Origin of the sequence: Mesorhizobium sp. B283B1A, from assembly GCF_020165735.1 — a bacterium.
In the GTDB taxonomy this organism is placed as follows: domain Bacteria; phylum Pseudomonadota; class Alphaproteobacteria; order Rhizobiales; family Rhizobiaceae; genus Mesorhizobium; species Mesorhizobium opportunistum.
In genome coordinates, this window is sequence record NZ_JAIUIQ010000001.1 from 216432 (window position 1) to 235618 (window position 19187).

General features: G+C 63.7%; 21 protein-coding genes. 11 read left to right on the plus strand and 10 right to left on the minus strand.

Going from position 1 to position 19187, the window contains the following annotated elements; all coding sequences use genetic code 11:
* Positions 1-69: 69 nt before the first annotated feature.
* Positions 70-507: a MarR family winged helix-turn-helix transcriptional regulator gene (locus tag LB577_RS01125; RefSeq protein WP_224685197.1), complete on the minus strand. Its 438-nt coding sequence runs from the start codon at positions 505-507 to the stop codon at positions 70-72.
* Positions 508-603: 96 nt separating this feature from the next.
* Between LB577_RS01125 and hmgA the strand changes: the two genes are divergently transcribed.
* The 4 genes from hmgA (at position 604) to LB577_RS01145 (ending at position 4462) form a co-directional block, all read left to right on the plus strand.
* The gene (gene hmgA / locus LB577_RS01130) at positions 604-1917 is read left to right on the plus strand and encodes a homogentisate 1,2-dioxygenase (protein ID WP_224685198.1); all 1314 of its coding nucleotides are present in this window, start codon (positions 604-606) and stop codon (positions 1915-1917) included.
* 11 nt (positions 1918-1928) lie between these two features.
* The gene (locus LB577_RS01135) at positions 1929-2783 is read left to right on the plus strand and encodes an MBL fold metallo-hydrolase (protein ID WP_224685233.1); all 855 of its coding nucleotides are present in this window, start codon (positions 1929-1931) and stop codon (positions 2781-2783) included.
* Between the two features lie 112 nt (positions 2784-2895).
* Positions 2896-3909, plus strand: coding sequence for a fumarylacetoacetate hydrolase family protein (locus LB577_RS01140; RefSeq protein WP_224685199.1), 1014 nt, complete (start codon positions 2896-2898; stop codon positions 3907-3909).
* A gap of 16 nt (positions 3910-3925) precedes the next feature.
* Entirely contained in the window at positions 3926-4462 is a 537-nt protein-coding gene (locus LB577_RS01145) for a DinB family protein (RefSeq protein ID WP_224685200.1), read from the plus strand.
* Positions 4463-4480: 18 nt separating this feature from the next.
* Here the strand turns inward: LB577_RS01145 and LB577_RS01150 are convergent, their stop codons facing one another.
* The 3 genes from LB577_RS01150 to hppD form a co-directional block, all read right to left on the minus strand.
* Entirely contained in the window at positions 4481-4858 is a 378-nt protein-coding gene (locus tag LB577_RS01150) for a type II toxin-antitoxin system VapC family toxin (protein ID WP_023780514.1), read from the minus strand.
* Entirely contained in the window at positions 4855-5079 is a 225-nt protein-coding gene (locus tag LB577_RS01155) for a type II toxin-antitoxin system Phd/YefM family antitoxin (RefSeq protein WP_023780515.1), read from the minus strand. Before LB577_RS01155 ends, LB577_RS01150 begins: the two co-directional genes overlap by 4 nt.
* 70 nt (positions 5080-5149) lie before the next feature.
* Positions 5150-6262, minus strand: coding sequence for a 4-hydroxyphenylpyruvate dioxygenase (gene hppD, locus LB577_RS01160; protein ID WP_224685201.1), 1113 nt, complete (start codon positions 6260-6262; stop codon positions 5150-5152).
* 136 nt (positions 6263-6398) lie between these two features.
* On the opposite strand from hppD, the gene LB577_RS01165 reads away from it, so the two are divergent.
* Positions 6399-6866 (plus strand): Lrp/AsnC family transcriptional regulator, encoded by a 468-nt coding sequence (locus tag LB577_RS01165; protein ID WP_023766545.1) that lies wholly within the window; start codon positions 6399-6401, stop codon positions 6864-6866.
* On the opposite strand, the gene LB577_RS01170 is transcribed toward LB577_RS01165, so the two are convergent.
* The 4 genes from LB577_RS01170 to aztA form a co-directional block, all read right to left on the minus strand.
* Positions 6863-7201, minus strand: coding sequence for a TIGR01244 family sulfur transferase (locus LB577_RS01170; RefSeq protein WP_224685202.1), 339 nt, complete (start codon positions 7199-7201; stop codon positions 6863-6865). The genes LB577_RS01165 and LB577_RS01170 overlap by 4 nt on opposite strands.
* Before the next feature lie 152 nt (positions 7202-7353).
* Complete coding sequence (gene aztC, locus LB577_RS01175) at positions 7354-8295, minus strand: zinc ABC transporter substrate-binding protein AztC (RefSeq protein ID WP_023766547.1); 942 nt, start codon at positions 8293-8295, stop codon at positions 7354-7356.
* Positions 8296-8322: 27 nt separating this feature from the next.
* Positions 8323-9198: a zinc ABC transporter permease AztB gene (aztB, locus tag LB577_RS01180; protein WP_224685203.1), complete on the minus strand. Its 876-nt coding sequence runs from the start codon at positions 9196-9198 to the stop codon at positions 8323-8325.
* A complete protein-coding gene (gene aztA, locus LB577_RS01185; RefSeq protein WP_224685204.1) occupies positions 9198-10004 on the minus strand; it encodes a zinc ABC transporter ATP-binding protein AztA in 807 nt (268 codons plus the stop codon). The genes aztB and aztA overlap by 1 nt, the downstream gene beginning before the upstream one ends.
* Positions 10005-10227: 223 nt before the next feature.
* Here aztA and LB577_RS01190 point away from each other — a divergent pair, with 223 nt between their 5' ends.
* Positions 10228-10572: a RidA family protein gene (locus tag LB577_RS01190; protein WP_013896071.1), complete on the plus strand. Its 345-nt coding sequence runs from the start codon at positions 10228-10230 to the stop codon at positions 10570-10572.
* 174 nt (positions 10573-10746) lie between these two features.
* Here LB577_RS01190 and hutC read toward each other — a convergent pair whose 3' ends face one another.
* Together hutC and LB577_RS01200 are read right to left on the minus strand one after the other, a co-directional pair.
* Positions 10747-11487, minus strand: coding sequence for a histidine utilization repressor (gene hutC / locus LB577_RS01195; RefSeq protein WP_224685205.1), 741 nt, complete (start codon positions 11485-11487; stop codon positions 10747-10749).
* Complete coding sequence (locus LB577_RS01200; protein ID WP_224685206.1) at positions 11484-12836, minus strand: formimidoylglutamate deiminase; 1353 nt, start codon at positions 12834-12836, stop codon at positions 11484-11486. The genes hutC and LB577_RS01200 overlap by 4 nt, the downstream gene beginning before the upstream one ends.
* A 112-nt stretch (positions 12837-12948) precedes the next feature.
* Between LB577_RS01200 and hutI the strand changes: the two genes are divergently transcribed.
* The 5 genes from hutI (at position 12949) to LB577_RS01225 (ending at position 19108) form a co-directional block, all read left to right on the plus strand.
* The gene (gene hutI / locus LB577_RS01205) at positions 12949-14184 is read left to right on the plus strand and encodes an imidazolonepropionase (protein ID WP_224685207.1); all 1236 of its coding nucleotides are present in this window, start codon (positions 12949-12951) and stop codon (positions 14182-14184) included.
* On the plus strand, positions 14181-15716 hold the full coding sequence (gene hutH / locus LB577_RS01210) for a histidine ammonia-lyase (protein ID WP_224685208.1): 1536 nt from the start codon (positions 14181-14183) through the stop codon (positions 15714-15716). The genes hutI and hutH overlap by 4 nt, the downstream gene beginning before the upstream one ends.
* Positions 15717-15972: 256 nt before the next feature.
* Entirely contained in the window at positions 15973-16788 is an 816-nt protein-coding gene (gene hutG, locus LB577_RS01215) for an N-formylglutamate deformylase (RefSeq protein ID WP_224685209.1), read from the plus strand.
* Between the two features lie 31 nt (positions 16789-16819).
* Positions 16820-18490: a urocanate hydratase gene (gene hutU, locus LB577_RS01220; RefSeq protein ID WP_224685234.1), complete on the plus strand. Its 1671-nt coding sequence runs from the start codon at positions 16820-16822 to the stop codon at positions 18488-18490.
* A gap of 12 nt (positions 18491-18502) precedes the next feature.
* Positions 18503-19108 carry a HutD family protein gene (locus tag LB577_RS01225; RefSeq protein ID WP_224685210.1) on the plus strand — a complete coding sequence of 202 codons (606 nt, stop codon included), beginning with the start codon at positions 18503-18505 and terminating at the stop codon, positions 19106-19108.
* Positions 19109-19187 lie beyond the last annotated feature (79 nt).

Sequence of the window (19187 nt, forward strand, 5' to 3'; positions counted from 1 at the left end):
AATCTCCCCCCTTGCGGGGGAGATGGCCGGCAGGCCAGAGGGGGGTGCTGTCCCGCCAGCGTATCAACGCTACTTTCCTTCCAACGCTCTCTCCAGCGCCGCCACCCCACTGACAATCGCCGTGCGTTCGCTGGCGCTCAGCCTCGCCAGCAACTCCCTCTCGAACGCCTTCGCCAAAGGCACCATCTCGCGATAGGCGGCCAGCCCCGCTCTGGTCAGTGTCAGATGTTCGACACGGCGATCATTCCCATCAGGCGTGCGCGTCAGCCAGCGCCGCCGTTCGAGTTCGGCCACGGCGCGCGACACCTTGGTTTTGTGCATGGCCGATTGCTCGCCAAGTTCGGTCGCGGTCATTGTGCCGCGCTGGCCGAGCCCGGAAAGCGTGCGCCACTCCGGCCGCGTCAGTCCATGGCTGTCCTTGTATACCCCGGAGAATTCGCGGCTCACGGCATCGGCCAGGCGATAGAGCCGATAGGGCAGGAAGCTTTCGAGTTCCAGGATTTCCATGGCCTAACGTCCCGACGTGATGGATTGATAGTTACATTTTAGATGGTTACAAATGAAACCAGTTTGGTCAATTGAGATCCACTCCGGGAGGAAGCGATGGCCTTTTCCTACATGCCGGGTTTCGGCAATGATTTTGAGACCGAAACCTTGCCAGGTTCGCTGCCGCAGGGCCGCAACTCACCCCAGCGGCCGGCCTACGGCCTTTACGCCGAACAGCTTTCCGGCTCGCCGTTCACCGCGCCACGCGGCACCAACGAGCGCTCCTGGCTCTATCGCATCAGGCCGAGCGTCAAGCACACCGGCCACTTCAAGGCGTCGAACTATCCCTTGTGGAAGAGCGCGCCGAATGTCGGCGACCATGAGCTGGCGCTCGGCCAGTATCGCTGGAATCCGGTGCCGATGCCGAAGGAGCCGACCGACTTTGTCCAGGGCATGCGCAGCATCACCACCGCCGGTGACGTGCTCGGGCAGACCGGCATGGCGGCCCATGTCTATGTCGCCAACACATCGATGGGCGACGACCATTTCTTCAACGCCGACGGCGAGTTGCTGGTCGTGCCGCAGGTCGGCGCCCTGCGCTTCGTCACCGAGATGGGGGTCATCGAACTTCGGCCCGGCGAGATCGCTGTGCTGCCGCGCGGCCTCGTCTTCAAGGTCGAACTCGTCGACAAGGAAGTACGCGGCTATGTCTGCGAGAATTACGGCGCCAAGCTGACGCTGCCCGACCGTGGCCCGATCGGCGCCAATTGCCTCGCCAATCCCCGCGATTTCAAGACGCCTTGCGCCTGGTTCGAAGAGAAGGAAACGCCTTGCCGGCTGACGGTGAAATGGTGCGGCAATTTCCACGTCACCGAGATCGGTCATTCGCCGCTCGACGTTGTCGCCTGGCACGGCAACTACGCGCCCTACAAATATGATCTGGCAACCTTTTCGCCCGTCGGCGCCCTCCTGTTCGATCATCCCGATCCGTCGATCTTCACCGTGCTCACCGCGCCAAGCGGCGAGGAGGGCACCGCCAACATCGATTTCGTCATCTTCCCGCCGCGCTGGCTGGTGGCGGAAGATACGTTTCGGCCACCCTGGTATCACCGCAACATCATGAGCGAGTTCATGGGGCTGATCCACGGCCAGTACGATGCCAAGGAAGAAGGCTTTGTCCCCGGCGGCATCAGCCTGCACAATTTGATGCTGGCCCATGGCCCGGATGCGCCTGGCTTCGAAAAGGCCTCGCGCGCGGAGCTCAAACCGGCCAAGCTCGACAACACCATGGCGTTCATGTTCGAGACCCGCTTTCCGCAGATGCTGACCCGCTACGGCGCCGAACTGGAAACACGGCAGGACAATTACATCGACTGCTGGGCCGACCTGAAGAAGCGCTTCAACGGCACGCCGGAGGGCGACTGGTCTTGAGCGGCAAGCCAATGCCGGATCGGTTGGTGCTAATGGGCTCGAAAGGCGGCCCGGCGCTGCGGCCGGGCGGACCGTGGCCGAGTTCGTCGCTGCTTGAGATCGGCGGGCGGACCATCGTCGTCGACTGCGGGCTTGGCGTCACGCGCGGTCTGGTCGATGCCGGCCTCAGCCTGAAGGCGCTCGACCTGATCTTCATCACGCATCTGCATTCCGACCATGTGCTGGAACTGGGGCCGCTGATCCACACCGCCTGGACAGCGGGGCTGGCGACGCCGGTCACCATATTCGGCCCGCCCGGCACCGGCCACTACTGGCGGCGCTTTTGCCAGGCGATGGAATTCGACATCGAAATCCGCATCGCCGACGAAGGCCGGCCGGACATCCGCGAACTGGTGTCGATCGACGAATTCGGCGAAGGCGACGTGCTCCGGCAACGCGGTCTGAAGGTTTCGGCGCTGCGCGTCGACCATCCGCCGGTGACCGACTGCTTTGCCCTGCGCCTCGAGCATGGCGGGAAAAGCGTGGTGTTCTCCGCCGACACGGCCTTCTTTCCGCCGCTCGCCGATTTCGCCCAAGGGGCTGACATCCTCGTCCACGAAGCCATGCTGGAAGAGGGCATCGAGCGGCTGGTGACCCGAACCGGCAACGGCGCGCGGCTCAGGGAACATCTCCTCGCCAGCCACAGCTTTGCCGAGGAGGCCGGGCGCATCGCCACCGATGCCGGCGTGAAGCGGCTGGTGCTCAACCATCTCATCCCGGCCGATGATGCCGAAATCGGCGATGCCGACTGGGTCGCCGCTGTAAGGAAAACATGGGCCGGCGACTTGACGATCGCCCGCGACGGCCTTGTTGTGGAGCTAGCATGATCCCGAACCGAAGGACCGCGTCAGCGAAAAGTGGGAACCGGTTTTCGGAAAAGATCATGCGCAAAATAAACAACCAAAGCGGCGCCAAAGCCGCATCAGGAGAGGAAACCGCATGAAGCTTGCCACATTGAAGGACGGGACGCGTGACGGAAAACTCGTTGTCGTCTCGCGCGACCTGACGCAGTACACCGACGCCTCGTTCCTGGCGCGTACGCTTCAAGCGGCACTCGACGATTGGCGCAGGATCTCGCCGCATCTCTCGACAATCGCGGAATCGCTGGAGAACAACGCGGTGCCGTCGGCGCGCTTTCACGAGCATGATGCACACTCGCCGCTGCCGCGCGCCTATCAATGGGCCGATGGATCGGCCTATGTGAACCATGTCGAACTGGTACGGAAGGCGCGCGGCGTCGAAATGCCGGCGAGCTTCTGGACCGATCCGCTGATCTACCAGGGCGGCTCGGACTCTTTCATCGCACCGCGCGATCCGATCCGCATGGCTGACGAGGCCTTCGGCATCGACATGGAGGCGGAGGTCGCGGTCATCGTCGACGACGTGCCGATGGGCGCCAGCCTCGACGAAGCACGCGCCGCGATCCGGCTGGTCATGCTGGTCAACGATGTGACGCTGCGCGCACTGACCGGGCCGGAATTGGCCAAGGGTTTCGGCTTCTTCCAGTCGAAACCGTCTTCGGCCTTTTCGCCGGTCGCGGTCACACCCGATGAGTTGGGTGACGCCTGGGATGGCGGCAAGGTCAGCCTGCCGCTGCTCGCCGATCTCAACGGCAAGCCGTTCGGCCGCGCCAACACCGGTGTCGACATGACCTTCGATTTTCCGGTGCTGATCGCCCATGCCGCCCGGACACGGCCGCTGGTTGCCGGCACCATCATCGGCTCCGGGACCGCCTCCAACAAGCTCGATGGCGGGCCGGGCAAGCCGGTGTCGGCGGGCGGCGCCGGCTATTCCTGCATCGCCGAACTGCGCATGATCGAGACCATTGTGTCGGGTGAGCCCAAGACGCCATTCCTGCGCTTCGGTGACACGGTACGTATCGAGATGAAGGACAGAGCCGGCCATTCGATCTTCGGCGCGATCGAGCAGAAGGTAGAGAAATACGAGCGATGAGGGCCTGCGTTCAGCCATGAATCTTCTTGACCATCTGCGCCGCATGGCCGGCAACAACCTCTGGTCGAACGATCGGCTCTACCGAGCCGTGCTCGCGCTCGAGCCGGGCGAATTCAAGGCCGAGCGCACCAGCTTCTTCCCGTCGATCAAGGCGACGCTCAACCATATCCTCGCGGTCGATCATCTCTATCTCGATTTTCTCGAAGAGGGCGGCATCGGAGCGGCCGCCCATGACGACTACGTGCCCTTCGAGGAAGCCCGGGCGCTGTTTGCCGCCCAGCTTGCGGCCGACCGGCGGTTGATCGCTTTTTGCGATACCCTGTCGGAGGCCGATCTCGATCGCCGCGTCATCACCGACCGGCGCGAGGACGGCATGATCCCCGAGCGCATCGGCGACATCCTCGCTCACGTCTTCCTGCACGACATCCATCATCGCGGCCAGGTGCACGCGATGCTGTCCGGCACCTCGGTCGCGCCGCCGCAGCTCGACGAATTCCTGCTCGATTATGATTTGAAATTAAGGCAGGCCGAGGTGGAGCGGCTGGGCTTGTGAGATCAAGGACCCCGCTGATCAAGTCAAAGCGACGTCGTAACGGGCAAAATGCGGATCGGATGTCATGATGGTCAACTTCTCGATTTGGGCCTGCGCAATCAGCAGTCTGTCAAATGGATCGCCATGATGCCGGAGTAGGTCGCCAACCGCATTCGCATGCTGCAACGTGATGGCGAGCGGCTGAAATCGCATCCTTGGAAGCAGCACTGGAAGGTCATCCGGCGCATCGAGTTTTCCGATCGAACGTTTGATGGCAATCTCCCAAACGCTTGCCGCGCTCACAAAAACCACCGCTTCCGAAGCCAGAATGGCGCGGTGATGTTCGCTAAGACGTCGATCGTCCGAAATCGACCAGAGGATGATATGTGTATCGGCGAGAAACGGGCCGACCGTCATTTCACGTACTCGTCCCACTCTGGACCGAGTTCGTCAAAATCGTCCGCTATCCAGATCTTGCCCTTCAACGCGCCAATACGCGGCAGGGGTTCGGCCACTGCTGGCGGCACAATACGCGCGGCCACCTTGCCGTGGCGCGTGAGCACGATCTCCTCACCGGCTTCCGCGCGACTGACGAGTTCCGACAATTTGGCTTTGGCCTCGGCGATGGAAACATTCATGGGTACGACCTTTATGACTATAATTTAGGTCATAATCGATCGTACTGCAAGTTGCCGGTGTCGCGTCGCTCTACTCCGCCGCCTGCACCTTGATCACGCCGCGCTTGATCTGGTCCTGTTCGATCGATTCGAACAGCGCGCGGAAATTGCCTTCGCCAAAGCCTTCGTCGCCCTTGCGTTGGATGAACTCGAAGAAGATCGGGCCGATCACGGTCTTCGAGAAGATCTGCAAGAGAATCTTGGTCATGCCGCCGTCGACCACGCCTTCGCCGTCGATCAGGATACCGTGCTTCTTCATCCGCTCGATCGGCTCGTCATGGCCGTTCACGCGGTCATACGACATGTCGTAGTAGGTCTCGGGCGGGCCGGGCATGAATTTCAGCCCGTTGTCGGCGAGCTTGTCGGTGGCGGCGTATATTTCGTCGGTGCCGACCGCGATGTGCTGGATGCCTTCGCCATTGTACTTCTTCAGGTACTCGGCGATCTGGCTGGTCTCGTCCTTGGATTCGTTGAGCGGAATGCGGATCTTGCCGCAGGGCGAGGTGATGGCGCGGCTGACCAGGCCGGTGATCTTGCCGTCGATGTCGAAGAAGTGGATCTGCTTGAAGCCGAACAGATTGCGATAGAAATCCCACCATTTGTCCATCTGGCCGCGATAGACATTGTGGGTCAGGTGGTCGAGGTAATAGAAGCCGACGCCTTGCGGCCGCGGATCGCGCGCGCCGAGCCACTCGAACTCGGCGTCATAGGCCGAACCCTTCTTGCCATAGGTGTCGATGAAATAGAGCAGCGAGCCGCCAATACCGACGATCGCGGGAACGTCGAGCGCCTTGTCGTCGCCTTGGTAGGGCGTGGCGCCATTGGCAACGGCGTGATCGAAAGCGTGCTTGGCATCCACCACGCGCCAAGCCATCGAAGCCGCGCAGGGACCATGCTTGTCGACGAACTTCATCGCGTGCGAGCCCGGCTCGGCATTGACGACATAGTTGATGTCGCCCTGGCGCCAGACGGTGATGTCCTTCGTGCGGTGCTTGGCCACCGCCACATAGCCCATGCGGGTGAACAGTTCGGCCAGCTTCCGCGGCTCTGGATGTGCGAACTCGACGAACTCGAACCCGTCGGTGCCGGCGGGATTGGCCTTGCTGATCGTGGCGGGCGGCGCGTCGTGCGGGAAAGGACCCATGATATTCCTCCGGAAGCTGCTGGGCCTGAAAGGCCATCTGGCGCCATCATAGCGCGGAGCCGGTGCATGGTGCTTGCATTCAAACGCTTGAAATGATCATCTCATGCGTGAACTGTGCATGTCGTGGGAGAAAACCATGGATGGGACGCGCATTGATCATTTTGACCGCAAGATAATGGCACTGTTGCAGGGCGATGCGCGGCTCACCAACAACGATCTCTCGGAGCGTGTGAACTTGTCGGCGTCGCAATGCTCGCGCCGCCGCCAGCGGCTGGAGGAAGACGGCTATATCAAGGGCTATCGGGCCGTACTCGACCGCGACAAGCTCGGTTTCTCGCTGGTCAATGTCATCTCCGTGACCTTGGCCACCCACAACCGCGACAATGCACGGCGCTTCGGCGAACTGCTGGCACGGCTGCCGGAAGTGCAGGAGGCGCACGCGCTGACCGGCGAGATGGATTACATCCTGAAAGTGGTGACGCCGGATCTCAAATCACTATCGGAGTTCGTCAACGGCGTGCTGTTGCCGCACGAATCCGTGCAGCACGTGAAGACGGCGATCGTGCTGGAGACGCTGAAGGAAACCGGCGCGCTGCCGATTTAAGCTTTCGACTGCTGGATCAGCCCGTAGAGATTGGTGCAGCGCGCACCTGAACGGCAATAGGCGAAGACGGGGCCTTCCAATTCGTCCAGCGCCTCGGCCTGGTCCTCGACATTCTCGGTGGTGATCTGGCCGCTGATGACTGGAATGTAGCGGAAGGCGAGACCGGCGGCTTCCACCGCCGCCTTCACCGTGTCGGCCGAAGGTTGGCCGGGCTGCTCGTCATCGGGGCGGTTGCAGATCACGCTCTTGAAGCCGGCTTCCTTGATGGCGGCGGCGTCTTCGGGCTGGATCTGGCCCGAGACCGAATAGTCTTCACTGATCTCGCGGTATTCCATGGCAGCATCCTCGCAATCTGGTCTGGAGGCAGTCTTGCCACTGCCCCGCATGCGCGGCAATCCGCATCGAGAGAATTCTCTGCCAAATAGACATTGTGCGCGGAAAAATCCAACCGGGCCAATGCGACCCGATTGGATAGCGCTGGTTTGCCTCAGCTGCCGAGGATCGCGCCTTTGATCTGGCGGATGTTGTTGTGCATCATGTCGATATAGGTCGAGGCCGGGCCGTCGGGCTGCGACAGCGCGTCCGAATAGAGGGTGCCGCCCACCTTGATGCCGGTTTCATCGGCGATCTGCTCGATCAGGCGCGGATTGGTGATGTTCTCGACGAAGATCGCGGCTGCCTTGTCCTGCTTTACCTGCGTGACCAGCTTGGCGACGTCGGCTGCTGACGGTTCGGAATCGGTCGAGATGCCTTGCGGGGCGAGGAAAGTCAGGCCGTATGCGTGCTCGAAATAGCCGAAGGCATCGTGCGAGGTGATGACGACGCGCTTCGCCTCTGGGATCGACTGGATCGCCGCCTTCACTTCGCCTTCCAGCGCATCTAGCTTCTTGGTGTAGGTCGCGGCATTGGTCTGGTAGGAGACGCAACCATCGCTATCGGCCGCGCAGAAGGCCTCGGCGATGTTCTTCACATAGATCCTGGCATTGGCGATCGACTGGAAGGCGTGCGGATCGGTGACCGTCTTGCCGCCGCCGGTGCCGGCGCCTTCAGCGGCGTCCGCGTCGGCGAATTCAGGCTTGAAATCGATCGGCGTGACCCCCTCGGTCAAGGTGATGATCGAGGCCTTGGTCGCGCTGGCATCGACCAGCCGTTGCAGGAAGCCTTCGAAATGCAGGCCGTTGACCAGCACGATATCGGCCTTGGCCATGGCCACAGCATCGGCCGGGCTCGGTTCGTAGACATGGGCGTCGCCATCAGGCCCGACGATGGTGGTGACATCGATGAGGTCGCCGCCGACATTTTTGGCGAAATCGGCGATGACCGTGAAGCTGGCGACCACCCTCAGCGGTGCCGCGAAAGCCGATGATGCGCCAAAGGCGGTTAATGTTATAACGCTCATCACCAGGGCGGCACGGAGTGATTTCAGCATGGTCAAGTCTCCTTTGGGGGGCGGGGATCAGGCCGTTCTGTGACGGTGGTGGATGATGCGGGCGCGCAGAATGCCGCGCGTGCCGAACAGGATCGAGGCGAAATAGACGACGCCGGACGACAGGATGATGGCCGGGCCGGATGGCAGCGAGGCGTGATAGGACAACAGCAGCCCCGCGATGCAGGAGGCAAAGCCGATCAGCACGGCCAGCACGCACATCGGCTCGACGCGCACGGTCCAGAAGCGGGCGGCAGCGGCCGGCAGCATCATCAGCCCGACCGACAGAAGCGTGCCGAGCGCCTGGAAGCCGCCGACCAGATTGAGCACGACGAGGCCGAGGAAGATGAAGTGCACCGGACTGCCCATGCGGCTGACCGAGCGCAGGAACAGCGGATCGAGGCATTCGGCGACCAAAGCCCGCCAGAAAATGGCGAGACTGACCAGCGTTACCGCTACGATGCCGCCGATCAGCGTCAGCGCTTCGTTGTTGAGTGCCAGCACGGTGCCGAACAGCACATGCATGAGATCGACACTGGAGCCGCGGATCGACACCATCAGCACGCCGATGGCGAGCGAAATCAGATAGAAGGCCGCCATCGAGGCGTCCTCGCGCTGGATGGTGAAGCGCGAGACCGCACCGGCGCCGAGCGCGACGATGACGCCGGCGATCAGGCCGCCAATCGTCATCGGCAGGATTTCCAGCCCATAGAACAGGAAGCCCGCGGCCGCACCCGGCAGGATGGCATGCGCCATGGCATCGCCGGACAGGCTCATGCGCCGGAGCATCAGGAAGACGCCGACCGGGCAGGCGCCGAGCGACAGCATCAGCGAGCCGACCAGCGCCCGTTGCATGAAGGCGAAATCGGCGAAGGGTGCGATCAAGAGACCGTAGAGCGTGTCCATCAGGCAGCCCTCGGTCCGGCGCCGTGCTGATGATCATGGTCGTGTCCATGATGATCGTGCCCATGGGCGTGCTCGTCCGGTTCGCACCAGGGAGCGTTTTCCTCCCAGGCCTCGTGGAAACGGCGTGCGCGCAAAAGATTTTCCGGCTTCAACGTTTCCCTGGTTTCGCCCCAGGCGATGGGCTGGCGGGCCAAAAGCAGCGTTTCGGGGAAATTCTGGCGCACCAGGTCGAGGTCATGGACGACGACCATGATGGTGCGTTCCTCGCCATGCCAGCGCTTGATCAGCGCGATCAGGTCGCCGACCGTCTTGGCGTCGACGGCGTTGAACGGCTCGTCGAGCAGGATCAGGTCGGCATCCTGCAGCAGCACGCGGGCAAACAATGTGCGCTGCAACTGCCCGCCCGACAGCGTGTCGATCGGCCGCTTCTCGAAACCGCCGAGGCCGACCGCCATCAGCGCCTGGCTGACGGATTCGCGGTCTTCCTTGGTGTAGCGGCCGAGCATGCCGCGCTTCGGCCACAGGCCGAGCGAGACCAGATCGACGACGCGCGCCGGGAAGGAACGGTCGAGTTCCGATTGCTGGGGAAGATAGGCGGCGCGCAAGCCAGGCGCCCGGATCACGCTGCCGGCCATCGGCTTGAGAACCCCGACAATACCCTTCATCAGCGTCGACTTACCCGAACCGTTGGCGCCGACCACGGCCGTCAGCGAACCCTTGCGGATCGTGCCGTCGAGGTGATGGATCGCGGGATGGCTGTTGTAGCCCAGCGTCAGGTCACGGAATGTCAGGCAGGTCTGGGTCATATCATTCCGTGGGCAGGTCACATCCGGCTGCATGCAGAGGCCGGTTGGATATGTGATGTTATTACATTAGTCAACAAGCCAATCCGGCGGAATTGCGGCCGGCGGCTCAACTTGCCGTGAATCCTGTCCCTGGCTGGTCCAAGGGGATTCGGGCCGGCGGCCTTGCCCGAAGCAAGTCGCGACTCTAAAGAGGCGCGACTGACAAAAGGAAGGAAAACATCCCATGAGCATTCGTCGCATCGATGTAGGTCCGCGCATGACCCAGATCGTCATCCATGGCAACACCGTCTACCTGGCCGGCCAGGTCGGCGAGCCGGGCGGCAATGTTGCCTCGCAGACCCGGGATATCCTGGCGACCATCGACGAGTTGCTGGCCAAGGCCGGCACCGACAAGACCAAGATCCTGCAAGCAATCATCTGGCTGGACGACATGGGCACCTTCGCCGAGATGAATGCGGAATGGGACAAGTGGGTGCCGAAGGGCCACACGCCCGCCCGCGCCACCGGCGAAGCCAAGCTCGCCAGCCCGGAATATCTGGTCGAGATCATTATCACGGCGGCGATTTGAGGCGTTGAAACCGCCAATCTCCCCCCTCGCGGGGGAGATGCCTGGCAAGGCAGAGAGGGGCGCTGTCCCGCTGGCCTTTCCGTTTTTCGAGTAAGTTCATGGCAGGCAAAATCGAGGGTCTACGACGCCCCCCTCTGGCCTGCCGGCCATCTCCCCCACGAGGGGGGAGATCAGCTACCCCTGCGGCCTAAACCTTGCCACCAGCGTGTGGCTCTCGGCCGCGTAGGTGAAGCGGACATGGGTGACCGGGTGTTCGGCGCTCCATGTCCGTCGTTCGACCACCAGGCAGGGTGCGCCGGCGCCGACGTCGAGCGCCGCCGCGATGTGCCTGTCGGCGGCAACCGCGCGGATGCGGTGCTCGGCCTCGCTCCACGGCACGCGGCCGATCAGCCACGGGCCGGGCGCGACATCGAGAAATTCCTCGTCGGCCGCCCCAGGCACGGCGGCGAGGTTGATCAGCCGCTGTTCATGCGCGAACGGCCGCTTGCCGGCGAAATGGCGGCATTCCAGCGCCAGCACCGATCCGGCGGCGTCGAGTTCCAGCCGACCGCGATCCTCAGTGGTGCTGCGCCTTTTGTGCCGCGCTAGGCGCTCGTAGCGATAGGCTAGGCCAAGCGCTTCGACCTCGATCCTGATGTCGTGGATTTCCAGCACCGCCGCCTGCGACTGCGGCTGGCGGACGAAACTGCCGGAGCGCCGCCGCCGTTCGATCAGCCCGGCCTTGGCCAGCTGCGACAGTGCCTTGTTCACCGTCATGCGCGAACAGCCATACTGCTCGGTCAGTTCATGCTCGAACGGGATGCGATGGCCGGGCGCCCACGTGCCGGACAGGATCTTCTCGCTGATGTCGGACAGGATGCGCTGGTGGAGCGAGCCGCCGCCGGTGTCCGCATCCACTATTGCGATCGCGTTCATGCTGAAAGTGCTGTCATGACGCTGCGAAACCGCGCGGCGATGGCCTCGCGCTTGGTATGCTTGCCGCCACTGACTTGCTTTTGCCCATGCACCCAGACGCAATCGACCTTGCTGCCATTGGCGAAGATCCAGGCATCGAGGATCGCGTCGCCTGTCTTGCCAGCCAGCGAGGCGTTGTCGGCATCGAGCGAGACGAGATCGGCGGCGGCGCCAGGTGCGATCTCCGAGATGCCGGCGCCAAGCGCGACGCTGCCGCCGTCGCGTGCCGCGTCGAACAGCGCGCGCCCGGTCGAACCGCCTGCCATCGCCAGCACGTTGCGGGCGCGGTGGGCGAGGCGCTGCGAATATTCGAGCTGGCGCAATTCGTCGGGCAGGCCAATCAGCACGTTGGAATCGGAGCCGATGCCGAAGCGCCCGCCATGTTCCCGGAACAACGGTGCGGCAAAGGTGCCGTCGCCGAGATTGGCCTCGGTGATCGGGCACAGGCCGGCAATGGCGCCACTCCTGGCCATGCCGATGGTTTCCGCATCGGTCATGTGGGTGGCGTGGATCAGACACCAGCGGTGGTTGACCTCGGCGTTGGCGAGCAAGAATTCGACCGGCCGGGCGCCCGACCAACCGAGGCAGTCTTCGACTTCCTTCACCTGCTCGGCGACATGAATGTGGATTGGTCCGTCGGGCGCCAGTGCCGCGATGGCCGTGAGTTCCTCGGGCGTCGCGGCGCGCAGGCTGTGCGGTGCGACGCCGACGACAGCTTGATTCAACGCGCGAACCGATTCGCGGCTTTTCTCAACGAGCCGGGAGAACTGATTCACATCGTTGACGAATCGCCGCTGGCCCTCGTTTGGAGCCGCGCCGCCAAAAGACGAATGCGCGTAAAACACCGGCAGCAGCGTCAACCCGATGCCGGTTTCGCCGGCCGCTGCCGCTATCCGCTCGGCCATCTCGGCAAGATTGGCGTAGGGTTTTCCATCGCGATCATGATGCAGATAGTGAAATTCGCCGACCCGTGAAAAGCCGGCCTCCAGCATTTCGACATAGAGCTGCGCGGCAACCGCCTCGACCTGGTCGGGCGTCATCGACAGCGCGAAGCGGTACATCACCTCGCGCCAGCTCCAGAAACTGTCTGCGGAAGGGCCGCGAAGCTCGGCAAGCCCCGCCATGCCGCGCTGGAAGGCGTGGCTGTGCAAATTGGGCATGCCGGGCAGCACAATGGAATGACGCTCGTCGCCGGCCGATGCAACGGCTCCGGGCTCGACGGCCGTAACGCGTCCATTGGCGAAAATGATCCGCACATTGTTATGCCAGCCATCGGGAAGGAGTGCCTGTTCCGCAAGGATCGCTGTCACTTTTTTCTCTCCGCTTCCCTGTCTTGTTCCCTGTCTTGCATGCGATGATAGCACTTGCAGTGCGTTTCAATATGTATATACATAATCGCCGCCGAATGAAACGGAAAAGATGATGGCCGCAGAGAGCAAAAGCCGGGCAGGGGATCTTCGTCTGTGGCGCAATGCGCGCCTGGCGACCATGGCCGAAAGTTCCGCCGGACTTGGTGTCATCGAACATGGCGCGGTCGCCGCACGCGATGGCCGCATTGTCTATGCCGGCCCGGAATCGGAGATGCCGGCGGCATTTTTGCAGGGTGCCGAGACCGTCGATTGCGATGGCCGCTGGATCACGCCGGGCCTGATCGACTGTCACACGCATCTTGTTTATGCCGGCAACCGCGCCAACGAATTCGAGATGCGGCTGGCCGGCGCGACCTATGAGGAAGTCGCCCGGGCTGGCGGCGGTATCGTGTCCTCGGTCAAGTCGCTGCGCGCCGCCAGCGAGGATGAGCTCGTTGCCCAGACGCTGCCGCGCCTCGATGCACTGATGGCCGAGGGTGTCACATCGGTCGAAGTCAAATCGGGCTATGGCCTCGATCTCGACAATGAAAAGAAGTCGCTGCGCGCCGCCCGCCGGCTGGGCGGAGAACGGGCGGTGACGATCCGCGCGACCTGTCTGGCTGCGCACGCCCTGCCGCCCGAAGCAAAGGGGGACAAGGACGCTTTTATCGATCTGGTCGCCAGGCAGATTGTTCCGGCGGTTGCCGCCGAAGGACTGGCGGATGCGGTCGACGGTTTTTGCGAAGGCATAGCGTTCTCGCCAGAGCAGATGGCGCGCGTTTTCGATGCCGCCAAGGCCTTGGGGCTGCCGGTCAAGCTTCACGCCGATCAACTGTCCAACCTGCATGGCGCCGAACTTGCCGCGCGCTATGGCGCGTTGTCGGCGGATCATCTCGAATACACGGATGAGGACGGCGCTGCCGCGATGGCGAAAGCCGGCACGGTGGCGACCATCCTGCCCGGCGCCTATTACTTCATCCGCGAAACGAAGAAGCCGCCTGTCGACTTGTTCCGCCGCCATGGCGTGAAGATGGCGGTGGCGACGGACAGCAATCCCGGCACCTCGCCGCTCACCTCGCTGTTGCTCACCATGAATATGGCGGCGACGCTCTTCGGCTTGACCGTCGATGAGTGCCTTGCCGGCGTCACCCGCGAGGCCGCGCGAGCGCTTGGTCTTCTCGGCAAGGCCGGCACGCTGGAAGCCGGAAAATCCGCCGACCTGGCGATCTGGGACATCGAGCGCCCCGCCGAACTCGTCTACCGCATGGGCTTCAACCCGCTCCATGCCCGCATCTGGAGAGGACAATGACCGAACTGACCCTGAAGCCCGGCAGTGCGACGCTAGCCGACTGGCGCGCCATCTATCGTGGCGCCGTGCCGAAACTCGACAATGCCTGCCGTCCAAAGATCAAGGCGAGCGCCGAGGCGGTCGCCAGGATCGTTGCCAAGGGTGAGCCCGTCTATGGCATCAACACCGGCTTCGGCAAACTGGCCAGCGTCCGCATCCCGGCCAGCGATCTCGAGACCTTGCAGCGCAACATCGTGCTGTCGCACGCCGCTGGCGTTGGCGAGCCGATGCCGGTTGCCGTGGCCCGGCTGATGATGGCGCTGAAACTTGCCAGCCTGGCGCAGGGCGCCTCTGGCGTCCGCTCCGAGACCATCGAGTTGCTCGAGGCAATGCTCGCCAACGACGTCATCCCGGTGGTGCCGGCGCAAGGCTCCGTCGGCGCCTCCGGCGATCTCGCGCCGCTGTCGCACATGACGGCGGTGATGATCGGCGTCGGCGAATGCTTCACCCCGCATGGCCGCTTTCCGGCCAAGGTCGCCTTTGTCTCGCACGGACTGGAGCCGGTGACATTGGGCGCCAAGGAAGGCCTGGCGCTGCTCAACGGCACGCAGTTCTCGACCGCCTATGCGCTCGCCGCCCTGTTCGAGGCCGAAGTGCTCTACCAGTCGGCGCTGGTTGCCGGCGCGCTCTCGACCGACGCGGCAAGGGGCTCCGACGCGCCCTTCGATCCGCGCATCCATGTGCTGAGAAAGCATCGCGGCCAGATCGAGACGGCGGACGCGCTGCGCAATTTGATGGCGGGCAGCGCCATCAGGGAATCGCACCGTGTCGGCGACGAGCGGGTGCAGGATCCTTACTGCCTGCGCTGCCAGCCGCAGGTCATGGGCGCCGCACTCACCGTGCTGCGTCAGGCCGCCGACACGCTCGGCACCGAGGCCAATGGCGTCACCGACAATCCGCTGATCTTCGCCGAGGACGACACCGCGCTTTCCGGCGGCAATTTCCACGCCGAGCCGGTGGCCTTCGCCGCCGACATGATCGCGCTTGCGGTTTGCGAGATCGGCTCGCTGTCGGAACGCCGCATTGCCATGCTGGTCGATCCCGCGCTCTCCGGCATGCCGGCCTTCTTGACGCCGAAGCCCGGCCTGAACTCCGGCTTCATGATCCCGCAGGTGACGGCGGCGGCACTCGTTTCGGAAAACAAGCAGAAGGCCTATCCGGCGAGCGTCGATTCCATTCCGACCTCGGCCAACCAGGAAGACCACGTCTCGATGGCCGCGCATGGCGCCCGCCGCCTGATCGGCATGGTCGAGAATGCCACCGCGGTGATCGGCATCGAGTTGCTGGCCGCGGCGCAGGGCTGCGATTTCCATGCTCCGCTGGCCTCGAGCGATGCGCTGGAAGCCGTGCGCAAGCTGGTCCGGGACGAGGTGCCGCATCTCGACAACGACCGCCACTTCCACCCCGACATGGAAAAAGCGATCGCCATGGTCCGCAGCGGCGCGACCGTCAGGGCGGCTGGTGCTGTGGCGCTGCCGGGTATTGCGTCATGAATACAGCCGTAGGCCGCGTTCTGTCGCGCCCCCCTCTGTCCTGCCCGTCCTCCGCAGCAGCTGCGCTGCAGCTGCGGAGGGTGGACCGGACATCTCCCCCTCAAGGGGGGAGATCAGCAGCTTCTTTGGCGCCGCCCGTTCTCCCACGCTGGCGATTGGCGAAAGCCGGCGTGACAGCCAATCTCCCCCCAAGAGGGGGAGATGTCCGGCAGAACAGAGGGGGGCGCCGTAGAGCTCCAACCTGCGGAGGTTTCGCATGACACCTCCTTGGCTGACAGTAAAACAAGGCACCGCGCCGCTGCTGGTGTCGATCCCGCACACCGGCATCGACCTCGCCGGCCTCGAAAACCGGCTGGTGTCGCCCTGGCTCGGACGCCGCGACTGCGACTGGTGGATCGACAATCTCTATGATTTTGCCACCGACCTCGGCGCGACGATCGTCCACACCGCCATTTCGCGCACGGTGATCGACGTCAATCGAGACCCTTCGGGTGTTTCGCTCTATCCCGGCCAGACGACGACCGGACTCTGTCCGACCGAGACCTTCGATGGCGACCCGCTTTACCGCATGGGTGATGAGCCGACACCGGCGGAAATCGACCGGCGCCGCGAAACCTATTTCGAGCCCTACCATGCCGCCCTGCAGGCCGAGATCGACCGGCTGCGCGGCATGCACGACAAGATCGTCCTCTACGACTGCCACTCGATCCGCTCGATATTGCCGCGCCTGTTCGAAGGCACGCTGCCGGTTTTCAATCTCGGCACCAATGATGGCAAGAGCGCCGACCCGGCGCTGCAGGAAAAGGTGGCTGCAATCTTGGCCGGCACCGGCGAAAGCTGGGTGATCAACGGTCGCTTCAAGGGTGGCTGGATCACTCGCAGCTTCGGCCAGCCGCAGAACAGTGTCCATGCGCTGCAGATGGAACTCTCCAACCGAGGCTACATGCGCGAGCCTGACGAGAAGGGCTCGCCGGAGAACTGGCCGGTCCCTTACGATGCCACCTATGCGGCGCCGATCCGCGCCACGCTGAAGACCATCCTCGAAACCGCGATCGACTGGGCAGCGCGCTGACGCGCCGCCGTCTTGCTTGAAAGGCACAATGATGACCAATCCTCGTCACAACATCCGCGAAGTGCGCAGCCCCCGCGGTGACAAGCTCAATGCCCGGTATTGGACGACCGAGGCGCCGCTGCGCATGCTGATGAACAACCTCGACCCAGACGTCGCCGAGAATCCCAATGAACTGGTCGTCTATGGCGGCATCGGCCGGGCGGCGCGTACCTGGAACGATTTTGACAGCATCGTCGCCTCGCTGAAGACGCTTGGCGAGGACGAGACACTCTTGGTGCAGTCCGGCAAGCCGGTCGGTGTGTTCCGCACGCACGCCGATGCGCCGCGCGTGCTGATCGCCAACTCCAACCTGGTGCCGCACTGGGCGAATTGGGATAAATTCAACGAGCTCGATAAGAAGGGCCTGATGATGTACGGCCAGATGACGGCCGGCTCGTGGATCTACATCGGCACGCAAGGCATCGTGCAGGGCACCTACGAGACCTTCGTCGAGGCCGGCCGCCAGCACTATGGCGGCAATCTCAAGGGCAAGTGGATCCTGACCGGCGGCCTCGGCGGCATGGGTGGCGCCCAACCGCTGGCCGCCGTCATGGCCGGCGCCTGCTGCCTGGCGATCGAATGCAATCCGGACTCGATCGATTTCCGCCTGCGCACCCGCTATGTCGACGAGAAGGCCGAGACGCTCGACGAGGCGATGGCGATGATCGAGCACTGGACCAAGGCCGGCGAGGCGAAGTCGGTCGGCCTGCTCGGCAATGCGGCCGAGATCGTGCCCGAAATGTTCAGGCGCGGCATCCGCCCCGACATGGTCACCGACCAGACCTCGGCCCACGACCCCATCAACGGCTATCTGCCGAAGGGATGGACGATGGCCGAGTGGCGCGAGAAGCGCGTCAGCGACCCCAAGGCGGTCGAAAAGGCTGCCCGCGCCTCGATGCGCGAACATGTCGAGGCGATGGTGGCGTTCTGGAATGCCGGCGTGCCGACGCTCGACTACGGCAACAACATCCGCCAGGTGGCCAAGGACGAAGGCTTTGAGAACGCCTTTGCCTTCCCCGGCTTCGTGCCGGCCTATATCCGCCCGCTGTTCTGCCGCGGCATCGGTCCGTTCCGCTGGGCAGCACTTTCGGGCGATCCCGAGGATATCTACAAGACCGACGCCAAGGTGCGCGAACTAACGCCGGGCAACACCCATCTGCACAACTGGCTGGACATGGCGCGCCAGCGCATTTCCTTTCAAGGGCTGCCGGCGCGCATCTGCTGGGTCGGTCTCGGCGACCGGCACCGGCTCGGCCTCGCCTTCAACGAGATGGTGGCCAAGGGTGAGCTCAAGGCGCCGGTCGTCATCGGCCGCGATCACCTCGATTCGGGTTCGGTCGCTTCGCCCAACCGCGAAACCGAAGCCATGAAAGACGGGTCGGACGCCGTCTCCGACTGGCCACTGCTCAATGCGCTGCTCAACACCGCGTCGGGCGCCACCTGGGTATCGCTGCATCATGGCGGCGGCGTCGGCATGGGTTTTTCCCAGCATGCCGGCATGGTCATCGTCGCCGACGGCACGCCGGACGCCGCAAGGCGGCTGGAGCGGGTGCTGTGGAACGACCCGGCGACCGGCGTCATGCGCCACGCCGACGCCGGCTACGACATCGCCATCGACTGCGCCAGGGAGCACCAGCTCAACCTGCCGGGCATTCTCGGTTGACAGGCTGAACTCATGCGCATCCTTCGCGCTGCCGACTACCGCGTCATGCCGTGGAAGAACGGCGGCGGCACGACGACCGAGATCGCCGTCTCGCCCGCCGGTGCCGGGCTCGACGATTTCGACTGGCGCGTCTCGATGGCGCGCGTCGAAGGCAGCGGCCCATTCTCGCGGTTTGCCGGGATCGATCGCACGCTCGCCATACTTGAAGGCGACGGCATCGCGCTCGATATTGCCGGCCGCCCGCCGACAGCGGTCAACAGGACAACCGCCCTGTTTTCCTTTCCGGCCGACGTGCCGACGTCGGTCGCGTTGGTTGGCGGGCCGGTCACCGACCTCAACGTCATGACCCGCCGCGGCAGGACGACGCACTCGGTCGAACGCCTGGCCGTTTCTGCCCCAGTGGAAATCCGGACGGAGCCCGGCACGACCCTCATCCTGTGCCTGGACGGGGAGGTGGTCATCGCCGCCGCCGAACCGGCTCGCCTTGGTCCGCTCGACACGCTGCTGGTCGAGCGCGCCGCCGTCACCCTGCCTATCCAGCCCAGCTTGCTTGCCCAGCCTACCCATGACACGACGCTGTTCGTGATCCGCATCGGCGGCATCCGCGGCAACGATTAACGCTTGTTTCCAAACATGATCGCGATGCCGGCGAAATATAGCGTAAGCTCTTGCCGGCATCACGAAAAAGCCTGAATCC

Coding starts and splice junctions, on each gene's coding strand:
- aztB (WP_224685203.1), bottom strand. CDS start 9,198: ATGGACACGCTCTACGGTCTCTTGATCGCACCCTTCGCCGATTTCGCC.
- hutU (WP_224685234.1), top strand. CDS start 16,820: ATGACCAATCCTCGTCACAACATCCGCGAAGTGCGCAGCCCCCGCGGT.
- hutI (WP_224685207.1), top strand. CDS start 12,949: ATGGCCGCAGAGAGCAAAAGCCGGGCAGGGGATCTTCGTCTGTGGCGC.
- LB577_RS01170 (WP_224685202.1), bottom strand. CDS start 7,201: ATGGAATACCGCGAGATCAGTGAAGACTATTCGGTCTCGGGCCAGATC.
- LB577_RS01165 (WP_023766545.1), top strand. CDS start 6,399: ATGGATGGGACGCGCATTGATCATTTTGACCGCAAGATAATGGCACTG.
- LB577_RS01190 (WP_013896071.1), top strand. CDS start 10,228: ATGAGCATTCGTCGCATCGATGTAGGTCCGCGCATGACCCAGATCGTC.
- LB577_RS01225 (WP_224685210.1), top strand. CDS start 18,503: ATGCGCATCCTTCGCGCTGCCGACTACCGCGTCATGCCGTGGAAGAAC.
- LB577_RS01125 (WP_224685197.1), bottom strand. CDS start 507: ATGGAAATCCTGGAACTCGAAAGCTTCCTGCCCTATCGGCTCTATCGC.
- hppD (WP_224685201.1), bottom strand. CDS start 6,262: ATGGGTCCTTTCCCGCACGACGCGCCGCCCGCCACGATCAGCAAGGCC.
- hutH (WP_224685208.1), top strand. CDS start 14,181: ATGACCGAACTGACCCTGAAGCCCGGCAGTGCGACGCTAGCCGACTGG.
- hutG (WP_224685209.1), top strand. CDS start 15,973: ATGACACCTCCTTGGCTGACAGTAAAACAAGGCACCGCGCCGCTGCTG.
- hutC (WP_224685205.1), bottom strand. CDS start 11,487: ATGAACGCGATCGCAATAGTGGATGCGGACACCGGCGGCGGCTCGCTC.
- LB577_RS01140 (WP_224685199.1), top strand. CDS start 2,896: ATGAAGCTTGCCACATTGAAGGACGGGACGCGTGACGGAAAACTCGTT.
- aztC (WP_023766547.1), bottom strand. CDS start 8,295: ATGCTGAAATCACTCCGTGCCGCCCTGGTGATGAGCGTTATAACATTA.
- LB577_RS01150 (WP_023780514.1), bottom strand. CDS start 4,858: ATGACGGTCGGCCCGTTTCTCGCCGATACACATATCATCCTCTGGTCG.
- LB577_RS01135 (WP_224685233.1), top strand. CDS start 1,929: ATGCCGGATCGGTTGGTGCTAATGGGCTCGAAAGGCGGCCCGGCGCTG.
- LB577_RS01155 (WP_023780515.1), bottom strand. CDS start 5,079: ATGAATGTTTCCATCGCCGAGGCCAAAGCCAAATTGTCGGAACTCGTC.
- LB577_RS01145 (WP_224685200.1), top strand. CDS start 3,926: ATGAATCTTCTTGACCATCTGCGCCGCATGGCCGGCAACAACCTCTGG.
- hmgA (WP_224685198.1), top strand. CDS start 604: ATGGCCTTTTCCTACATGCCGGGTTTCGGCAATGATTTTGAGACCGAA.
- aztA (WP_224685204.1), bottom strand. CDS start 10,004: ATGACCCAGACCTGCCTGACATTCCGTGACCTGACGCTGGGCTACAAC.